At 71.1% G+C, this 18,474-nt stretch carries 16 protein-coding genes; 6 read left to right on the top strand and 10 right to left on the bottom strand.

The window, feature by feature from the left end:
* Window positions 1–355: 355 nt before the first annotated feature.
* The 5 genes from metG (at window position 356) to rnfB (ending at window position 6,069) form a co-directional block, all read left to right on the top strand.
* Entirely contained in the window at window positions 356–2,434 is a 2,079-nt protein-coding gene (gene metG, locus QE438_RS03405; protein ID WP_306992546.1) for a methionine--tRNA ligase, read from the top strand.
* An 83-nt stretch (window positions 2,435–2,517) separates the two neighbouring features.
* Window positions 2,518–3,756: an MFS transporter gene (locus tag QE438_RS03400; RefSeq protein ID WP_306992548.1), complete on the top strand. Its 1,239-nt coding sequence runs from the start codon at window positions 2,518–2,520 to the stop codon at window positions 3,754–3,756.
* Window positions 3,753–5,000, top strand: coding sequence for an arsenic transporter (locus QE438_RS03395; RefSeq protein WP_306992550.1), 1,248 nt, complete (start codon window positions 3,753–3,755; stop codon window positions 4,998–5,000). Before QE438_RS03400 ends, QE438_RS03395 begins: the two co-directional genes overlap by 4 nt.
* Window positions 5,001–5,021: 21 nt before the next feature.
* Window positions 5,022–5,612, top strand: coding sequence for an HAD-IB family hydrolase (locus QE438_RS03390; protein WP_306992552.1), 591 nt, complete (start codon window positions 5,022–5,024; stop codon window positions 5,610–5,612).
* A 37-nt stretch (window positions 5,613–5,649) separates the two neighbouring features.
* The gene (gene rnfB / locus QE438_RS03385) at window positions 5,650–6,069 is read left to right on the top strand and encodes an Rnf electron transport complex subunit RnfB (RefSeq protein WP_130534091.1); all 420 of its coding nucleotides are present in this window, start codon (window positions 5,650–5,652) and stop codon (window positions 6,067–6,069) included.
* Window positions 6,070–6,098: 29 nt separating this feature from the next.
* Here rnfB and QE438_RS03380 read toward each other — a convergent pair whose 3' ends face one another.
* From QE438_RS03380 to QE438_RS03355, 6 genes are all read right to left on the bottom strand, one after another.
* Window positions 6,099–7,007, bottom strand: a complete 909-nt coding sequence (locus QE438_RS03380; RefSeq protein ID WP_306992555.1) for a TraB/GumN family protein — start codon at window positions 7,005–7,007, stop codon at window positions 6,099–6,101.
* The gene (locus QE438_RS03375) at window positions 7,007–7,957 is read right to left on the bottom strand and encodes a DUF1684 domain-containing protein (protein WP_306992556.1); all 951 of its coding nucleotides are present in this window, start codon (window positions 7,955–7,957) and stop codon (window positions 7,007–7,009) included. Before QE438_RS03375 ends, QE438_RS03380 begins: the two co-directional genes overlap by 1 nt.
* Before the next feature lie 8 nt (window positions 7,958–7,965).
* Window positions 7,966–9,801 (bottom strand): DNA mismatch repair endonuclease MutL, encoded by a 1,836-nt coding sequence (gene mutL, locus QE438_RS03370; RefSeq protein ID WP_306992559.1) that lies wholly within the window; start codon window positions 9,799–9,801, stop codon window positions 7,966–7,968.
* 124 nt (window positions 9,802–9,925) lie between these two features.
* Entirely contained in the window at window positions 9,926–11,497 is a 1,572-nt protein-coding gene (locus QE438_RS03365) for an N-acetylmuramoyl-L-alanine amidase (RefSeq protein ID WP_306992561.1), read from the bottom strand.
* Window positions 11,498–11,597: 100 nt separating this feature from the next.
* Window positions 11,598–12,056, bottom strand: a complete 459-nt coding sequence (gene tsaE, locus QE438_RS03360; RefSeq protein ID WP_306996154.1) for a tRNA (adenosine(37)-N6)-threonylcarbamoyltransferase complex ATPase subunit type 1 TsaE — start codon at window positions 12,054–12,056, stop codon at window positions 11,598–11,600.
* Entirely contained in the window at window positions 12,053–13,540 is a 1,488-nt protein-coding gene (locus QE438_RS03355; RefSeq protein WP_306992563.1) for an NAD(P)H-hydrate dehydratase, read from the bottom strand. Before QE438_RS03355 ends, tsaE begins: the two co-directional genes overlap by 4 nt.
* A gap of 25 nt (window positions 13,541–13,565) precedes the next feature.
* Here QE438_RS03355 and queG point away from each other — a divergent pair, with 25 nt between their 5' ends.
* A complete protein-coding gene (queG, locus tag QE438_RS03350) occupies window positions 13,566–14,636 on the top strand; it encodes a tRNA epoxyqueuosine(34) reductase QueG (RefSeq protein ID WP_130529573.1) in 1,071 nt (356 codons plus the stop codon).
* Between the two features lie 161 nt (window positions 14,637–14,797).
* On the opposite strand, the gene pgi is transcribed toward queG, so the two are convergent.
* The 4 genes from pgi to panB form a co-directional block, all read right to left on the bottom strand.
* Window positions 14,798–16,300 carry a glucose-6-phosphate isomerase gene (gene pgi, locus QE438_RS03345; RefSeq protein ID WP_306992565.1) on the bottom strand — a complete coding sequence of 501 codons (1,503 nt, stop codon included), beginning with the start codon at window positions 16,298–16,300 and terminating at the stop codon, window positions 14,798–14,800.
* Window positions 16,300–16,680 carry an aspartate 1-decarboxylase gene (gene panD, locus QE438_RS03340; RefSeq protein ID WP_130518939.1) on the bottom strand — a complete coding sequence of 127 codons (381 nt, stop codon included), beginning with the start codon at window positions 16,678–16,680 and terminating at the stop codon, window positions 16,300–16,302. Before panD ends, pgi begins: the two co-directional genes overlap by 1 nt.
* 80 nt (window positions 16,681–16,760) lie before the next feature.
* On the bottom strand, window positions 16,761–17,603 hold the full coding sequence (gene panC, locus QE438_RS03335) for a pantoate--beta-alanine ligase (protein WP_306992568.1): 843 nt from the start codon (window positions 17,601–17,603) through the stop codon (window positions 16,761–16,763).
* Between the two features lie 44 nt (window positions 17,604–17,647).
* Window positions 17,648–18,460, bottom strand: coding sequence for a 3-methyl-2-oxobutanoate hydroxymethyltransferase (gene panB, locus QE438_RS03330; RefSeq protein ID WP_306992570.1), 813 nt, complete (start codon window positions 18,458–18,460; stop codon window positions 17,648–17,650).
* Window positions 18,461–18,474: the final 14 nt, after the last annotated feature.

Raw genomic sequence — 18,474 nt, 5'->3', positions numbered from 1 at the left:
GCGACGCACGGATCAGGATTTCTTTCGACCCGAAGCCTCGGCTCCCGGCCGGGCGAGGCTTGGCGATGGAGCGGCGAGGAGTTTCTTCTCAACCCGAAGTCCGTTGACTAAACGCGCGCGGCAGCGGGCCGGCGGGCGGTGGCCGCGACGAGCGAGGCAGGACGCCGAGCGCCCGAATCAGGGCAGGATGCCCTGATTGAGGGACAAGCGGACACCGCCCGCCGGACCGCTGCCCTTCCGAAGCCACGCCCCCCCTGCGTCCGTGGATCGAGATCGCAAGAAGTCCCCTTCCGTAGTCCAAAGCCCAACCGGACGGCCATGCGATAATCGCCGACCCCTCTGGTCCGCCATCGCCATGACCCGCACCGCGCTCGTCTCCAACGCCCTGCCCTACGCCAACGGCCCCCTGCACCTGGGCCACCTGGTGGGCTACATCCAGGCCGACATCTGGGTGCGGGCGCGGCGCATGCGCGGCGACAACGTCTTCTACGTCTGCGCCGACGACACCCATGGCACGCCGATCATGCTGGCGGCCGAGAAGGCCGGGGTCACGCCCGAGGCCTTCATCGCCAACATCCAGGCCAGCCACGAGCGCGACTTCGCCGCCTTCGGCGTGGCCTTCGACCACTACGACTCGACCAACAGCGACGCCAACCGCGCGCTGACGGAAGGCTTCTACACCGCGCTGGAACAGGCCGGCCACATCAGCCGGCGCAACGTCGCCCAGTTCTACGACCCGGCCAAGGGCATGTTCCTGCCGGACCGCTACATCAAGGGCATCTGCCCCAACTGCGGCAGCCCGGACCAGTACGGCGACAACTGCGAGGTCTGCGGCGCCACCTACTCGCCGACCGATCTGAAGGAACCCAAGTCGGTGATCTCCGGCGCCACGCCGGAGCTGCGCGACTCGGAGCATTTCTTCTTCGAGGTCGGCCACTTCGACGGATTCCTGCGCGAGTGGCTGGCCGGCGATGTCGCCCTGCCCGGCGTCAAGGCCAAGCTGCGCGAATGGCTGGATGCCGAAGGCGGCCTGCGCGCGTGGGACATCTCGCGCGATGCGCCCTACTTCGGGTTCCAGATTCCCGGCCAGCCGGGCAAGTACTTCTACGTCTGGCTGGACGCGCCGATCGGCTACCTATCCAGCTTCCAGAACCTGTGCGCGCGCCTGGGTGAGGACTTCGCGCCGCACCTGGCCGCCGGCACCCAAACCGAGCTGCACCACTTCATCGGCAAGGACATCGTCAACTTCCACGGCCTGTTCTGGCCGGCGGTGCTGCACGGTACCGGCCATCGCGCGCCCACGCGCCTGCACGTCAACGGCTACCTGACCGTCGATGGCGCCAAGATGTCCAAGTCGCGCGGCACCTTCATCATGGCCCGCACCTACCTGGACGTCGGCCTGGAGCCGGAGGCGCTGCGCTACTACTTCGCGGCCAAGTCCTCCGGCGGCGTGGACGACCTGGACCTCAACCTGGGCGACTTCGTTGCGCGGGTCAACGCGGACCTGGTCGGCAAGTTCGTCAACCTGGCCAGCCGCTGCGCCGGCTTCATCAACAAGCGCTTCGAGGGCCGGCTGGCCGACGCGCTGCCGGACGCGGCGCAGTACCAGCGCTTCGTCGAGGCGCTGGATCCGGTGCGCGAGGCCTACGAGCGCAACGACCCGGCCGCGGCGATCCGTCAGGTGATGGCGCTGGCCGACGAGGCCAACAAGTACGTCGACGAGACCAAGCCCTGGGTCATCGCCAAGCAGGAGGGCGCCGATGCCCAGCTGCAGTCGGTCTGCACGCAGGGGCTGAACCTGTTCCGCGTTCTGGCCGCCGGCCTCAAGCCGGTGCTGCCGCGCACCGCGGCCGAGGCCGAGGCCTTCCTGTCCGCGCCGGTGCTGGGCTGGGAGGAACTGGCCCAGCCGCTGACCGCGCACGTCATCCAGCCCTACACCCCGCTGTTCACCCGAATCGACCCCAAGCGCATCGACGCCATGACCGACGCCTCGAAGGACACCCTGGCCGCCGCGCCAGCAGCACCCGCCGCGACCAAGCCCGCGCCCGCCAAAACCGAAACGAAGGCGCCCACGACTCCCGAATCCCCACTCCCCAATCCCGGCCTCATCGGCATCGACGACTTCGCCAAGCTCGACCTGCGCATCGGCAAGGTGACCGCCTGCGCGTTCGTCGAGGGCTCGGACAAGCTGCTGCGCTTCGAACTCGATGCCGGCGAACTGGGCACGCGGCAGATCTTCTCCGGTATCCGCGCCAGCTACGGCGAGCCGGACAAGCTGGTCGGCCGCAGCGTGGTGTTCATCGCCAACTTGGCGCCGCGCAAGATGCGCTTCGGCGTGAGCGAGGGGATGATCCTGTCGGCCGGCTTCGACGGCGGCGCGCTGGCGCTGCTGGATGCCGACTCAGGCGCGCAGCCCGGCATGCCGGTGCGCTGACCGCCACACAGCGGCAAGTCCCTTCACATCTCGGCCGGACGCAAACCGCGTACAGTCGGCCGAGCACATCGCGCCCCGCGTCCATGTCCCCAGCGCCTCCGACTCCCGACGCCAGCCCGCGCTCCCGCCGCGCCCTCACCGGGCTGAACTTCTTCGTCGCCGATGTGCAGGACGGGCTCGGCCCGTTCCTGGGCGTCCAGCTGCAGTCGCTCGGTTGGCAGGCCGGGGCCATCGGCCTGGCGATGACCGCCGGCGGCATCGCCGGCCTGCTCGGCACCGTCCCCGCCGGTGCGCTGGTGGACGCGACCCGGCGCAAGCGCGCGGTCGTGGCGCTCGCCTGCCTGCTCACGGTGGCGAGCAGTTGTCTGGTGCTGGCCTCGCACGCCTTCCCGGTGGTGGTCGCCTCGCAGGTGGCCAGCGGCCTGTGCGGGGCGATCATCGGCCCGGCGCTGACCGGGCTGACGCTGGGCCTGGTGCGGCAGGCCGGGTTTGAGCGGCAGATGGCGCGCAACCAGGTGGCGAATCACGCCGGCAACGTCGTGGCGGCCGCCGCGGCCGGCTATCTGGGCTGGAAGTTCGGGCTGGTGGCGGTGTTCGCGCTGCTGGGCGGCTTCGCCCTGCTCGCCACCGCCAGCCTGTGGCGGATCGACCCGCGCCAGATCGACCACCAGGCCGCGCGCGGCAGCGAGCCGAGCAGCGACACGGCGCCGCCCGCGCAGGCGGTGCGCTGGCGTGATCTGCTGCGGCAGCGCCCGCTGCTGTTGCTGGGCATGGCGCTGCTGTTCTTCCACCTGGGCAATGCCGCCATGCTGCCGTTGTACGGCCAGGCCGCGGTGGCCACGCACGCGGCCAATCCGGCGGTGTTCACCGCCGCCACGGTGATCATCGCGCAGCTGGTGATGGTGCTGGCCGCGCTGGCGGCGATGCGGCTGCTGCCGCGCTATGGGCATTGGTGGGTGTTGCTGTTGACCTTCGTCGCCCTGCCGCTGCGTGGACTGGTCGCCGCCGGCACGCTGGGCTCGCTCTGGGGCGTGCTGCCGGTGCAGGCGCTGGACGGCATCGGCGCCGGCCTGCAGAGCGTGGCGGTGCCGGCCACGGTCGCCAGCCTGATGCACGGCACCGGGCGCACCAACGCCGCGCAGGGCCTGGTGATGACGCTGCAGGGCGTGGGCGCCTCGCTCAGCCCGGCGCTGGGCGGCTGGATCGCGCAGCACTGGAGCTATCGCATCGCCTTCCTCGCGCTCGGCAGCGTGGCCGTGCTGTCCCTGGTCCCCTGGCTGCTGCACGGCCGGCGGGCCGCTGTGCGAGACGCGATCGCATGACGCCCTGGCTGGTGTGGGCCACGACCGCGGCGACGGTGGTGTGCGTGGTGACGCGCCCGGGGCGCCTGCCCGAATGGGTCTACGCCGTGGCCGGCGCGCTGGTCGTGGCGCTGTCCGGCGCCCTGCCCTGGGCGGGCGTGGGCCATGCGGTGGGCGAAGGCCTGGACGTGTATCTGTTCCTGGCCGGCATGCTGCTGCTGTCCGAGCTTGCGCGCCGCGAAGGCCTGTTCGACTGGGTCGCACAGCTGGCCGCGCAGCATGCGCGCGGCTCGGGGCGGCGCCTTTTCGCGCTGGTGTTCGCCACCGGCGTGGTGGTGACCACTTTCCTGTCCAACGATGCCACCGCCGTGGTGCTGACCCCGGCGGTGATCGCGGTGGCGCGCAAGGCGCGTGCGCCGATGCTACCGCTGCTGTTCGCCTGCGCCTTCGTCGCCAATGCGGCCAGCTTCGTGTTGCCGATCTCCAACCCGGCCAACCTGGTGATGTTCGGCACGCACATGCCGCCTTTGCCGCAGTGGCTGGCGCGGTTCGGGCTGCCGTCGCTGGCGGCCATCGTGCTGACCTATGCGGTGCTGGCGTGGAGCCAGCGGCGCGCGCTGGCCGGCGCGGTGTCCACCGAAGTGCCGATGACGCCGATCAACGCCCACGCCCGGCTGACGCTGTTCGCCCTGGCCGCGACCGCGTTGGTGCTGATGCTGGCCTCGTGGCAGGACTGGTCGCTGGGCTGGCCGACGGCGGTGATGGCGGCGCTGGCCGTGCTGACCGTCTCGCTGCGCGGACGCAGCGCGCCGTGGCCGGCGCTGGCCGGCGTGAACTGGGGCGTGCTGCCGCTGGTGGCCGGGCTGTTCGTGCTGGTCGAGGCGCTGCGCCAGACCGGCCTGGTCGCGACCCTGGCGGGCCTGCTGCGCGACCAGCTGCAGGCCGGCACGGTCCAGGCCACCTGGGTGGTGGCCGCCGCCACGACGGTGGCGGGCAACGTCGCCAACAATCTGCCGGTGGGGCTGCTGACCAGCGCCACACTGGCCCAGGCCGCGCCGCCGGAAGTGGTGCGCGACGCCGCACTGATCGCGGTGGACCTGGGGCCCAACATCGCCGTGAGCGGTTCGCTGGCGACGCTGCTGTGGCTGTCGATCCTGCGCCGCGAGGGCGAGCAGGTCGGCTTCTTCCAGTTCCTGCGTCTGGGCCTGGTGGTGACCCTGCCCGCGCTGGCCGCGGCGATCGCGCTGCGGCTGGCGCTGGGCTGAAAGCAGCGATCAGGCCATCCGATGCAGCTGGCGCTGTTCGACTTCGACCACACGCTGACCACGCGGGACACCTACGCCGGGTTCCTGCGCCGCATCGCCACGCCCGAGCAGCTGGCGCGGGCGCGCTGGAACGTCGCGCCGTGGCTGCTGGCCTACCGAGCGCGGCTGGTGTCGGCCGGCGCGCTGCGCGCGCGCGTGACCCGGATCGCGTTCGAAGGACGGGCCCATGACGAGGTGCTGGCAGCCGGCGAACACTACGCGCGCGACGTCCTGCCCGGCGTGCTGCGGGCGGACATGTATCAGCGCTTCGACCAGCACCTGGCGCGCGGCCATACCGTGGTCGTGGTCTCCGCCTCGCTCGATGCTTACCTGCGCCCGTGGTGCCAGGTGCAGGGCGTGGCGCTGATCTGCAATGCGCTCGAGCACGTCGATGGCCGCTGCACCGGCCGCTATGCCGGACGCGACGTGGGCCGGCACAAGGTGGCGCGCATCACGGCCGAGTACGATATCGCCAGCTTCGAACGCATCCACGCCTACGGCGACAGCGGCGAAGACAAGCCGATGCTCGCCCTGGCCCACGCACGCTGGTACCGCGGCCGGCTCTGCTCCTGACCGATCCGCACACCCCCGCGCAGCCCGACCGCCACGCATGACCGATCTCTCCCCTTCCCTCGTCGAACGCCTCGACCGCCTGCTGCCGCAGACCCAGTGCGGGCAGTGCGGGTTCGACGGCTGTCGCCCCTACGCGCAGGCGATGGCACACGGCGAGGCCGGGGTCGAGCGCTGTCCGCCCGGCGGCGATGCAGGTGCGCGGGCGCTGGCGCAGGTGCTGGGCGTGCCGGCGCAGCCGTTCGACCGCAGCCGCGGTGCGCATCTGCCGCCGCGCGTGGCGCTGATCGTCGAGGCCGACTGCATCGGCTGCACCAAGTGCATCCAGGCCTGTCCGGTCGATGCCATTGTCGGCGGAGCCAAGTTCATGCACACCGTGCTGGAGGACCTGTGCACCGGCTGCGCGCTGTGCGTGCCGCCGTGTCCGGTGGACTGCATCGTGATGGAGCCGGCGGCTTAAAGCCGCACGCCTAACCCGTCAGGGCTGCCTCAGTGCGCGGCGCACGCGCTGCAGACGCGCTCCACCGCATACCCCTTGGCGCGCAGTTTCTCGACCACGCCGTCGGGCCCGAGCAGGTGCAGCGCGCCGACCACCACCAGCGTGTCGTCTCCGCCCGGCCCCTGCAGACGCGCCTCGAGCTTGGGCAGCCAGGCGTCGTTGCGCGCCACGTTGATGCGCTGGTACAGCGCGGGGTACTCGCGCTTCATGTCCGCGGCCAGTCCGTCGCGCAGCGTCTGCACGTCGCCGGCGCGCCAGGCGGCATGCAGGCGCTGGGCTTCGCGCTCGCCGGTGGCACCGGCATCGTCCAGGGTCTCGGCCAGGTACTGGCGCTGCTCCTCGGCGCTCATGCCATCGAGCATGGCGACCTGATCCTGCCCGCGCTCCAGCCCGCTGACCGGTTTGCCGGCCTGGCGGGCCAACTGGATGAAGTGCAGGTCCAGGCCCAGCTGCGGGTCCAGCCCCTGCGCGGTCATTTCCTGCACGCTGAGGGTGGTCGCCACCAGCCACGGCTCCAGATGCGCGAACAGGTCGATCGGCAGGTTGTGCGCCTGCGCATAGGCCTGCAGCTTCGTCCAGGTCTTGGCATCGATGCGCTGCTGCAGGGTCTGCCCGGCGGGCAGCTGCGCGGCGGCCAGCATCGCCTGACCCAGCGCCGGCGATTGCAGCTCATCGCCGGAGAGTTCCAGCACCACCTGTTCGGCATCGGCGAAGGCCGCATCGACGTCCGGCGAGAGCGGATAGTCCTGCGCGGTGAGCAGGTGGAACGAGCCCAGCAGGTACAGCGTGTGCTCGCCCTTGCTGACCTTCCACAGCAGCGGCACAGGCGGCGTGGCCCAGGCCGGTGCGGCCACGGCCAGCAGCAGCGCGGCCAGCAGGAGGCGGCGCAGCGCCGACATCAGTGCGCGCCGCCGCCGACCGGTCCGGTGTACATCTTCTCGCCGGCATCGACCAGCAGATCCAGCCGGTTCTCCGCAGGCGGCAGCGGACAGGTCGCATAGACGGTGAACACGCAGGGCGGGTTGTAGGCGCGGTTGAAGTCCACCACCACCCGGCCCTGCGCGTCGGGCGCGTCGGTGTCGATGAAGCGGCCGGCCGGGTACGAGCCATGCCCGCTGGTGCGGTCGGCCAGCACCAGGAACAGCCCGCCGTTGTCGCCTTCCATCGCGGTGAGCGCGTAGCGCTTGCCGTCGCGTTCGAACTCCACCTTGCCCGGGCTGGGCGCGGCGATGGTGTTGCCGACCATGTCGGCATAGGTCAGCGTGGCGCCGGCCGGGCCCGGCACGAACCTGCCCTCGATGCGCCAGGCCGGATCGGGCGTCCAGTATTCGAGCTCGGTGAAGCCCACCCGCGCCGGCGCGTTGGCGCTCTTGATGCGCAGGCCGTAGCGCGGGCCACGGTGGATCAGGGTCATCCGGTCGGCGCCGTCGTCGAAGCCGATCACCGTCGCCGGCCCGGACTGGTCGTCGACCAGGCGGATGCGCCCTTTCAGCGGCTGGCCGTCGGCGGTCACCGCCACGCCACGCTCGGGGGTGAAGAACACCTTGTCGCCGTCCACCTGGACCAGGCCCAGCTTGGGCGGACCGACTTCCAGCTTGATGCCGCTGGCCTCGCTGCGGCCGATGTAATGCGCCTTGAGCGTGAGCCAGTGCAGCCCGACCAGGCTGGTCCAGCCGTCGGGCGCCAGCAGCGCCTGACGGCGCTCGGTGCGCCAGATCGCGTTGTCGGCCAGGAAGGTGGTGTCGGAGGTCACCGCCGGACCGGCCTGCGGCGCCGCCGCGCGGTCGCTGCAGGCCGTCAGCAGCGACGCCAGTGCCAGACATCCGAAAAACGCCTCGGTCTTGCCCATCGACTGCCTCAACGCCCGCGCAGGAACCATTTGTCGATCTCGGCCAGATTGAAATGCGCCCAGGTCGGGCGTCCGTGGTTGCACTGCCCCGAGCGCTCGGTGATCTCCATGTCGCGCAGCAGGGCATTCATTTCCGGAATCGTGAGCCTGCGGTTGGCGCGGACCGCGCCGTGGCAGGCCATGGTCGACAGCAGCTCGTCGCGCGCGGCGGCCACGCGCCGGCTCTGGCCATGTTCGCGCAGGTCGGCCAGCACGTCGCGCAGCAGCGCGCCGGGTTCTGCATGGGCCAGCAGGGCCGGCACGCTGCGTACGCTCAGGCTCTGCGGGCCGCTGCGGGTCACATCGAACCCCAGCTCGGTCAGGGTGGCGGCCTCGCGCTCGGCCACGTCGGCCTCGCGCTCGGCCACCGCCAGCGTCATCGGCACCAGCAGCGGCTGGGCGGTCAGGCCGATGCCGTCGTGCGCGGTCTTCAGGCGCTCGTAGCCGATGCGCTCGTGCGCGGCGTGCATGTCCACCACGATCAGGCCGTCGGCGTTCTCGGCCAGGATGTAGATGCCGTGCAGCTGGGCGATGGCATAGCCCAGCGGAGGAATGACGTCCTGCGCATCGTTGGCGGGCAGCGGCATCGCCGGACCCGGCTGCGGGCTGCGGATCGACGGGCTGCTGTACAGCGCCGCATAGGCCCCCGGCGCATCGGCCACGCGCAGCCCCAGCGGCGACTGCTGCGCGCCGGTCCACTGCAGGTGCTGCGGCACCTGCCACGCCGCCAGCGCGGGGGCGCCGTAGGCGGCCTGCGCCATCGGCATCGGCACGGCGGCCATCTCGCCGGCGCCGTCGGCGGCCATGCCCGCGCGCGTGCCGGCCAGCGCCTCCTGCAGGGTGCGGAAGACGAAGTCATGGATCATCCGCGATTCGCGGAAGCGCACCTCGTGCTTGGCCGGATGCACGTTGACGTCCACCCGCGCCGGATCCAGCTCCAGGAACAGCACGTAGGCCGGCTGGCGGCCGTGATACATCACGTCCTGGTAGGCCAGCTTCACCGCATGGGCGATGTTGCGGTCGCGCACGGCGCGGCCGTTGACGTAGAGGTATTGCTGGTCGGCGCTGGCGCGCGAATACGCCGGCTGCGCGATCCAGCCGTGCAGGCGCAGGCCGGCGCCGCTGTGGTCGATGCGCAGCGCGTGCCGGGCGAATTCCTCGCCCAGCGTCTCGTGCAGGCGCAGGCTGGGCTCGAGCTGGCCGCCGCCCTTGTAGCGGCGCGACGGCCGACCGTTGTGCGACACGCGCAGCTCCACGTCCGGGCGTGCCAGCGCCAGCGAACGCAGCCATTCCTCGATGTGACCCAGCTCGGTACGCTCGGCGCGCAGGAACTTGCGCCGCGCCGGCACGTTGTAGAACAGCTCGCGCACTTCGACCGTGGTGCCCTGCGCATGCTGGCGCGGCGTGACCTCGCCCATGCGCCCGCCGTCCACCTGCAGGCAGGCGCCGTGCGCATCGTGCGCGCGACGCGAGCTGAGGCTGAAGCGGCTGACCGAGGCGATCGAGGGCAGCGCCTCGCCGCGGAAACCGAGCGTGGCCACGGTCTCCAGATCGTCCAGCGAGGCGATCTTGCTGGTGGCGTGGCGCGAGACGGCCAGCGGCAGCTCCTCCGGCGCGATGCCGCCGCCATCGTCGCGGATGCGGATCAGGCGGATGCCGCCCTCCTCCAGGTCGATGTCCACCCGCTGCGCACCGGCGTCCAGCGCGTTCTCGACCAGTTCCTTGACGACCGAGGCAGGCCGTTCGACCACCTCGCCGGCGGCGATCTGGTTGATCAGGGTGTCGGGAAGCTGGCGAATGGGCACGGGCGAGGAATGAGCGCGAAAGAAGTGAGGAGTGCGGAAAGGCAGAAGCAAATCCGCGGTCAGTCTAAATCACCGAGCCGCGCTTGCTTTGCCCACGCCTCACTACGCCCCACTCACTCCCGGCTCAAGGCGCCCCGCCGCCCGAACTGCCGCCCGCAGCAGCCTGCGCGCGCGCGGCGAACAGCGTGCCCGGCGGCGGCTCGCGGCTGAAATAGGTCTCCACGCCCTGCAGGATCGCGCCGGCGATTTGGGCCTGGAAGGCCGGATCGGTCAGCTGCTTCTCTTCGGTGTAGTTGGAGATGAAGGCCGTCTCCACCAGCATCGCCGGCATGTCCGAGGTACGCAGCACGGCGAAGTTGGCCTTTTCCAGCGTGGCCTTGTGGGCGTTGCCCACGTCCTTCAGGCCGGCCAGCACGTGGCCGGCGGCGTTCTCGGAGGCCTTCATGTGGCCGCTCTGGGCCAGGTCGATCAAGACCGAGCCCAGCGTGCTGTCCACGGTCTGCAGCTTGACGCCGCCGATCAGGTCCGAGGCGTTTTCCTTGTCGGCCAGCCAGCGCGCACGCTGCGAGGTCGCGCCCTTGAGCGAGAGCACATAGACCGACGAGCCGCTGGCGCTGCGGTTCTCGGCGGCGTCGGCGTGGATGGAAATGAACATGTCCGCATGCGCCGCGCGCGCCTTGACCGCGCGCTGGTTGAGCGGGATGAAGTAGTCGCCGTCGCGGGTCAGGTAGGACTTCAGGCCCGGCGTGGCGTCGATCTGCCTGGCCAGCTGGCGGGCGATGGCCAGGGTGACGTTCTTCTCGTACTTGCCGGTCGGGCCGATGGCGCCGGAGTCCTGGCCGCCGTGGCCGGCATCGATGGCGATCACCAGCGGGCGCATGCCGGCGCGCATGGCCAGCTTGGGCTGCGGCAGCACCGGGGCCGGGGCGTCGGCGACGACGGACTTGGGTTCGACCGGGGCCGGGCGACCGGTGGCGATGGTCACGCCGGGCGCGATGGTCTCCGGCACGTTCGTCGCGGCCGGTGTCGGCACGACGACGCCGGGCACGGGCTGGCCGGCCAGGATCGCCGCCGGCGACAGCGTGCTGGACACCGGCGTGGCGGGCGCCTGCTGCTGCGGCGAAGGCGCCGACGGTGCGGGCGTGGTCACCGGCGCCTGGACGACGGGCGTCGGCGCGGCGGGCATCGGGCGCGTGGCCTGGGCGACCAGCGCCGAGGTCGCCTGCGCGGCAGCAACGCTGGCCGGCACGGCGGCCGCCGCCGCGCTGGGCGGGGGCGCACTGGCGGTCGCCGGGCCGTCGCCGGGCCACTCGATCACCAGCCGCGACAGCGCGCCGGCGCCTTCCATATGCGGATTGACGGCCGTGATCGGCCCGGCCAGGTCGAACACCACGCGAAACGTCCCCGGCACCGGCTGCCCGGTGCGCACGGCGGTGACCACGCCACTGGGCGCGGGCAGCTTGAGGGATTTCAGCGCGGTGGAGGCCGGCAGGTCGACGACCAGGCGGTTGGGATTGGCCAGGGAAATGGTCTTGTAGCTGCCCGCGCCCTGCAGCTGGATCTCGGCGCGGGTGCCGGTCGGGCCGTTGACCAGGTCGATGGCGCGCACTTCGCCGGCATGGGCAGCAGGCATGACGCTGGCCAGAAGCGCGGCGCCCCCCCATGCGATCGCAAATGCGGTCATCCCCTTCGGCATGCGGCGATTCAAGCACTGCCCAAGCGTAAAGGCAACCCCTTTTCCCTTAATAATCCGTGACCTGCCGAAACTTTCTCGCCTCACCCGGCATAAGTCACCCCTAACTGACGATTTCCGCCAGACAGGCCAGCCAGGCCTGCCCGGTCTCGGTCCCCGCCACCAGGCGCGCGTCCCGGCCCTGGCCCGAGATCTCCAGGAAGATCTCAAGGTCCGCGCGCGGCAGCCCGCCGCGGCCCTTTTCCGGCCATTCGATCAGCCACAGCGTGGCCACGGCCTCGTCCAGGCCGAGGAAATCCAGCTCGCTGGCATCGCCCAGCCGATACAGGTCCAGGTGCCAGGCCTCGCCGCCGTCGATGGGGTAACGCTCGATCAGCGTGTAGGTGGGGCTGCGCACCGAACCGGTCACGCCCAGCCCGCGCAGCAGCGCGCGCGCCAGGGTGGACTTGCCGGCGCCCAGGTCGCCATGCAGATGCACGGCCGCCTGCGGCGGGCGGGTGGACGCCAGCGCGCTCCCCAACCGCGCGGTGTCCTCGACCTGCGCCAGGTGCAGCCGCATCAGCCGGCCTCCTGCGGATTGGCCAGCGTCGGCAGGCAGTCGAACAGATCGCTGGCCAGTAGGCCGCGCTGGCCGCGGCGCGCGGCCGCCGCATCGCCGGCCAGCCCGTGCAGCAGCGCACCCGCGCTGGCCGCGGCGAACGCATCCAGCCGTTGCCCGCGCAGCCCGGCGATCACGCCGGTGAGCACATCGCCCATGCCACCGGTGGCCATGCCCGGATTGCCGGTGGTGATCACGCGCGGCAACTGGCCGTCCTGCGCGATCAGCGTGCCCGCGCCCTTGAGCACGACCGTGGCCTGCCAGCGTGCCGCCAGCTCGGCCGCCGCGCCGAACCGGTCGGCCTGGATCTCGGCGGTCGAACGCCCGAGCAGGCGCCCGGCTTCGCCCGGATGCGGGGTCAGGATGGCGTCGCCCAGCGCGCGCGGCTGCTGTGCGATCAGATTGAGCGCGTCGGCGTCGAGCACCAGCGGCTTGCCGGCTTCCAGCGCCAGCCGCAGCAGCGCGCGGCCCCAGTCGCCCTGGCCCAGCCCCGGGCCGATGGCGATGACGTCGGCCGCCTCGAGCAGCGGCTGCAGATCGCTGCCGGATTCCACCGCGTGCACCATCGCCTCCGGACGCCGCGTCAGCAGCGCGCCGACATGCGCCTGGCGCGTGGCCACCGTGACCAGGCCCGCACCGCTGCGCAGCGCGGCCTCGGTGGTCATCATGATCGAGCCGCCGTGGCCCAGATCGCCGCCGATGCACAGCACGCGGCCGTTCTCGCCCTTGTGCGTGTCCAGGCGGCGCGGCCTGAGCCAGCTCGCCAGATGCTCGGCCTGCAGCAGCTGCGCCTTGGGGGCGGTCATGCGCAGCAATTCGTCAGGGACCTCGAGCGGATCGAGCAGCAGTTCGCCGGCATGTTCGAGCCCGGCGCCGGTGTGCAGCCCGTGGTGGCGCACGATGAACTGCAGCGTGCACCGTGCACGCACCGCCGCGCCCGGCGCGGTCCCCTGCCCCGCATCGATGCCGCTGGGCACATCGAGCGCGAACACCGGCGCCGGCTGCGCATTGATCGCCTCGATCAGCGCCTGCGCCTGGCCTTCCGGCGCGCGCGCCAGGCCGATGCCGAACAGCGCATCGACCACCACGTCGGCCGGCGGGAACTGCTCGGGGAACAGGGCCACCTGTCCGCCGGCGGCGATGTAATCGGTGCACGCGCGCTGGGCCAGGTCGGTGCGTGGCGTGTGGTCCTCCAGATGCAGCACCACCACCTGCCGCCGCGCGCGCAGCGCGCACAGGGCCAGCACGTAGCCATCGCCGCCGTTGTTGCCCGGCCCGCACACCACCGTAATGCGCTCGGCCTGGGGCCAGTCACGCTCCAGCACCCGCCACGCGCCCTGCCCCGCCTGCTGCATCAGTGCGAACGCGCCGCCTGCCAGGCGCGCGCTGGCTTGCTGGTCCAGGGCACGCGCCGCGGCGGTGCCGAACAAGGGGAGAAGGGCCGTCATGGCGCGCGATTCTATACTTGCGTCCATGACTGCTTCGTCTGCGACATCGCCCGATCCGCACGCGCTGGCCGCGCGGATCCGTGCGCTGGCGCGCGCGGCCGGTTTCCAGCGCTGCGGCATCGCCGGCATCGAGCTGGGCCAGGACGAAGACCACCTGCGCAGCTGGCTGGCCGAGGGCCTGTACGGCTCGATGGACTGGATGGCGCGGCACGGCCAGCTGCGCGCGCGGCCCGCCGAGCTGATTCCCGGCACCCTGCGCGTGATCTCGGTCGGCCTGGACTACGGGCGCAACGACAGCGACGACGCGTGGACCACGCTGGGCGACGGCACGCGCGCCTATGTGGCGCGCTACGCGCTGGGCCGCGACTACCACAAGCTCATGCGCAACCGCCTGCAGAAACTGGCGCTGAAGCTGCAGGAGGAAGTGGGCGCGTTCGGCCATCGCGTCTTCGTCGACTCGGCGCCGGTGCTCGAGCGCGCGCTGGCGCGCAACGCCGGGCTGGGCTGGATCGGCAAGCACACCTGCCTGATCGACAAGCAGGGCGGCTCGTGGTTCTTCCTCGGCGAGATCTACGTTGACATCCCGCTGCCCATCGACGCACCGGCCAGCGCGCACTGCGGCACCTGCGTGCGCTGTATCGAGGTCTGCCCCACCCAGGCCATCGTCGCCCCGCACCGGCTCGATGCGCGGCGCTGCATCGCCTACCTGACCATCGAGCACGACGGCGCGATTCCGATCGAACTACGCAAGCCGATCGGCAACCGCATCTTCGGCTGCGACGACTGCCAGCTGGTCTGCCCCTGGAACAAGTTCGCCAAGCGCACCGACGAGCCGGACTTCCGCGCGCGCAACGACCTGGATACGGCCACGCTGCCGCAGCTGTTCGCCTGGGACGAGGACGAATTCCTGCGCCGCACCGAGGGCTCGGCGATCCGCCGCAGCGGCCACGAGCGCTGGCTGCGCAACATCGCCGTGGCGTTAGGCAATGCGCCGACCACGCCGGAGATCCTCGCCGCCCTGGCCTCGCGCCGCGACGCGCCTTCCGCGCTGGTGCGCGAGCACGTCGGCTGGGCCTTGGCGCAGCACGGTGCCTGAAGGCGTCGGAAGCCGGTAGAGCGGAGCTCGCTCCGCTGCTCTTCGAACAAGCCGCATTGTGTAGAGCGGAGCTCGCTCCGCTGCTCTTCGGACAGCGCACATGTAAAGCCTCAGCGGAGCAAGCTCCGCTCTACATATGCGCAAAAACCCACCTTAGCTTTTCAGCGCGTGCGGATCTGCTCCAGCAGCGCCTGGGTGACCGGATCGTCGGCCTGGGCCTGTCCCTTGAGCGCCGGCAGCAGGCCGTTGGCCAGCTGCTTGCCCAGCTCCACGCCGAACTGGTCGAAGGCGTTGATGCCCCAGGCCAGCGACTGCGCGTACACGCTGTGCTCGTACATGGCGATCAGCGCGCCCAGCGACTGCGGGGTGAGCGCGTCGAGCAGGATCATCGTGCTCGGCCGCCCGCCGGCGTAGCTGCGGTGCGGGTCGTCGCTGGACTGGCCGTTGGCCAGCGCCTCGGACTGCGCCAGCAGGTTGGACAGCAGCGCGATGTGGTTCTCGGCGTAGGGATCGTCGTTGTGGATGGTGCCGACGAAATCCAGCGGCACGATCTGCGTGCCCTGGTGCAGCGCCTGGAAGAAGCTGTGCTGCACATCGGTGCCCGCCCCGCCCCACCACACCGGCACGGTCTCGCAGTCCACCGGCGTGCCGTCGATGCGCACCGACTTGCCCAGGCTCTCCATCACCAGCTGCTGCAGATAGTTGGGCAGCAGCGCCAGGCGCTGGTCGTAGGTCATCACGCCGTGCGCGGCGTGGCCGAGCACGTTGCGGTTCCAGATGGCGGTCAGCGCGTGGCGGATGGCCAGGTTGGACTCGGCCGGGGTCTCCAGCACGTGCTGGTCCATCAGCGCGGCGCCGTCGAGCAGCGCGCAGAAGTTGTCGAAGCCGATCGCCAGGGCGATCGGGAAGCCCACCGCCGACCACAGCGAGTAACGCCCGCCCACCCAGTCCCACATCGGCAGCACGCGCGCATCGGGGATGTCGAAGGTCTTGGCGGCGCGCTCGGGATTGGCGCTGACCGCGTACAGGCGCTCGCTGCCGCCCAGCCAGTCGGCCAGGATCTTGCCGTTGAGCAGCGTCTCCTGGGTGCCGAAGGTCTTGGAGATCAGGATCGCGGCGGTGGTGGCCGGGTTCAGGCCGGCCAGCACGCGCTGCGCCGCGGCGCCGTCGACGTTGGACAGGAAGTGCACGCGCAGCTTGGGCTGCAGCGGGCGCAGCGCATCGGAGACGTGGCGCGGCCCCAGGTCCGACCCGCCGATGCCGACGCTGACGATGTCGGTGACCTCGCTGGCCTCCAGCTCGGCCACCAGCTTGCCCATGCGCTCGCGCACGCCGGCCGCCTCGGCATAGGCGTCCTGGGCGACCTTGGCGTCGGTCAGGTTGCTGCGCAGCGCGGTGTGCAGGGCAGAGCGGCCTTCGGTCGGGTTGACGATCTCGCCGCGGAACAGGCGCTGGTAGGCCGCCTTGAGATCGAGGTCCGAGGCCAGCGCATGCAGCGCGTCCAGCGCCTGGCGGTCATAGCTCTGGCGGGCGAAGCTGGCGTACACCTGCCCCACCCGCAGCGCCAGCTCCGACGCGCGGGCAGGATCCTGTTCCAGCAAGGCCGGCGCGCGGGTGCCGCGCAGGCGGTTGGCGTGGGACTGCAACGCGTCGAAGTTCGTCATCAGGCGGCCTGCTTGGGAATCGATTGGTTGGTGTGGGTGATGCGGTTCTGCCCGTCCACGTAGATCAGCGTGGGCTTGAACGCGTCGGCCTCGGCCTCGGACATGCTCGCAAAGGCGGCGATGATGATGATGTCGCCCACCTGCACATGGCGCGCGGCGCCGCCATTGAGCGAGATGATGCCGCTGCCTTCGTCGGCGCGCAGGGCGTAGGTACTGAAACGCGCACCGTTGGTGACGTCCCAGATGTGCACCTGCTCGAACTCGCGGATGCCGCTGGCGTCGAGCAGGTCGCCGTCGATGGCGATCGAGCCTTCGTAGTTCAGCTCGGAATGGGTGACGGTGGCGCGGTGGATCTTGGTCTTGAGCAGGCTCAGGTGCATCGGCGTAGGACAGCGACAGGAAAGCAGGCCGGCGAGTCTAGCAGCGCACGGCGTGTCCGATCGGCCAACCTGCGCGACTTTCAGAATTCCAGGTTGTCGATCAGCCGGGTGGTGCCCAGGCGGGCGGCGATCAGCGCCACCTTGGGGCCCGTCTCGCCGTCGACCGGCTCGGACAGGTCCGGGCGGCGCACCACGGTGTAGTCCACCACGTAGCCGACCTGCGCCAGGCGCGTCGCGGCGGCCTGTTCGACCTGGGCGCGCGGGGCGCCGGCGGTCAGGTCGTCGCGCATCTGCAGCAGGGTGCGGCGGATCTCGGCCGCGACGGGGCGCTGCTCGTCGGAGAGGTACTGGTTGCGCGAGCTCATCGCCAGGCCGTCGGCCTCGCGCACGATGCTGCCGCCCAGGATCTCCACCGGGAAGGCCAGGTCGGTGACCATCTGCCGGATCACCGCCAGCTGCTGGTAGTCCTTCTTGCCGAAGGCGGCCAGGTCCGGGGTGACCTGGTTGAACAGGCGGCTGACCACCGTGCACACACCGTCGAAGTGGCCGGGCCGGCACTCGCCTTCCAGCACCCCGCTGACGCCGGGCACGTGGACCTTGGCGGCCAGTTCGATGCCGAACGGATACATCGACTCGACCGTGGGCAGCCACAGCACGTCGCAGCCGGCGCCTTCCAGCCCGGTGGTATCCGCATCGGGCGTACGCGGATAGCGCGTGTAGTCCTCGTTGGGACCGAACTGGGTCGGGTTGACGAACACGCTGGACACCACGCGGTCGGCGTACTGGCGCGCCAGCATCACCAGCGAATAGTGCCCGGCGTGCAGGTTGCCCATGGTCGGCACGAAGCCCACCTTCAGGCCCTGGCGCTTCCAGCCGGCCACGCGTGCGCGCAGTGCGTCGAGTTCAGTGATGGTTTCGATCATGTGCGCCCTACCCGCGCGTCGGAGTCGATGGGGTCGGACGTGCGTCAGTACGCATGGGCGGCATCGGGAAACTGGCCTTCGCGCACGGCGTCGGCATAGGCGCGCACCGCGCCGGCGATCGAGCCGCCCTGCTCCAGGAAATCCTTGACGAACTTCGGCCGGCGGTGGCCCATCTCCAGGCCCAGCAGGTCGTGCAGCACCAGCACCTGGCCGTCGCACTGCGCGCCGGCGCCGATGCCGATGGTCGGGATGTCCACCGCCGCGGTGATGCGCGCGGCCAGCGTGGAGGGTACGCATTCGAGCACCAGCAGGCTGGCGCCGGCCTCGGCCACCGCGATCGCGTCGGCCAGCAGCTTCTCGGCCGCGGCGTCCTCGCGCCCCTGCACCTTGTAGCCGCCGAAAGACAGCACCGACTGCGGCGTCAGCCCCAGGTGCGAGCACACCGGGATATCACGCTCGCTCAGGAAGGCGATGACCTCCAGCTTGTGGCCGGCGCCTTCCAGCTTGACCATCTCCGCGCCGGCCTGCAGCAGGCGCGTCGCCGCCTCGAGCGCGCGCTCAGGCGTGGCGTCGGACTGGAAGGACAGGTCGGACACCAGCAGCGCGCGCTGCAGCCCGCGGGCGACGATGCGCGTGTGGTAGACCATGTCCTCCACGGTCACCGGCAGGGTCGAGTCATGCCCCTGCACCACCATGCCCAGCGAGTCGCCGATCAGCACCAGGTCCACGCCCGCCGCGTCGAGCGTGCGGGCGAAACCGTAGTCGTAGCAGGTCAGCATCACCAGCTTCTGCCCGGCCTGCTTGGCCTGGCGCAGGGCGGGAACGGTCCAGGGCTTGCTGTCGGCGTGCGTACTCATAGCCGATCATTATC

This window comes from Pseudoxanthomonas sp. SORGH_AS_0997, assembly GCF_031453535.1.
Taxonomy (GTDB): Bacteria; Pseudomonadota; Gammaproteobacteria; order Xanthomonadales; family Xanthomonadaceae; genus Pseudoxanthomonas_A; species Pseudoxanthomonas_A winnipegensis.
This window is presented reverse-complemented; position numbering and strand designations above follow the sequence as displayed.

Bases quoted from the DNA above. Each gene is read 5' to 3' on its own strand.
- metG (WP_306992546.1), top strand. From the start codon at position 356: ATGACCCGCACCGCGCTCGTCTCCAACGCCCTGCCCTACGCCAACGGC.
- QE438_RS03400 (WP_306992548.1), top strand. From the start codon at position 2,518: ATGTCCCCAGCGCCTCCGACTCCCGACGCCAGCCCGCGCTCCCGCCGC.
- QE438_RS03395 (WP_306992550.1), top strand. From the start codon at position 3,753: ATGACGCCCTGGCTGGTGTGGGCCACGACCGCGGCGACGGTGGTGTGC.
- QE438_RS03390 (WP_306992552.1), top strand. From the start codon at position 5,022: ATGCAGCTGGCGCTGTTCGACTTCGACCACACGCTGACCACGCGGGAC.
- rnfB (WP_130534091.1), top strand. From the start codon at position 5,650: ATGACCGATCTCTCCCCTTCCCTCGTCGAACGCCTCGACCGCCTGCTG.
- QE438_RS03380 (WP_306992555.1), bottom strand. From the start codon at position 7,007: ATGTCGGCGCTGCGCCGCCTCCTGCTGGCCGCGCTGCTGCTGGCCGTG.
- QE438_RS03375 (WP_306992556.1), bottom strand. From the start codon at position 7,957: ATGGGCAAGACCGAGGCGTTTTTCGGATGTCTGGCACTGGCGTCGCTG.
- QE438_RS03365 (WP_306992561.1), bottom strand. From the start codon at position 11,497: ATGCCGAAGGGGATGACCGCATTTGCGATCGCATGGGGGGGCGCCGCG.
- QE438_RS03355 (WP_306992563.1), bottom strand. From the start codon at position 13,540: ATGACGGCCCTTCTCCCCTTGTTCGGCACCGCCGCGGCGCGTGCCCTG.
- queG (WP_130529573.1), top strand. From the start codon at position 13,566: ATGACTGCTTCGTCTGCGACATCGCCCGATCCGCACGCGCTGGCCGCG.
- pgi (WP_306992565.1), bottom strand. From the start codon at position 16,300: ATGACGAACTTCGACGCGTTGCAGTCCCACGCCAACCGCCTGCGCGGC.
- panD (WP_130518939.1), bottom strand. From the start codon at position 16,680: ATGCACCTGAGCCTGCTCAAGACCAAGATCCACCGCGCCACCGTCACC.
- panC (WP_306992568.1), bottom strand. From the start codon at position 17,603: ATGATCGAAACCATCACTGAACTCGACGCACTGCGCGCACGCGTGGCC.
- panB (WP_306992570.1), bottom strand. From the start codon at position 18,460: ATGAGTACGCACGCCGACAGCAAGCCCTGGACCGTTCCCGCCCTGCGC.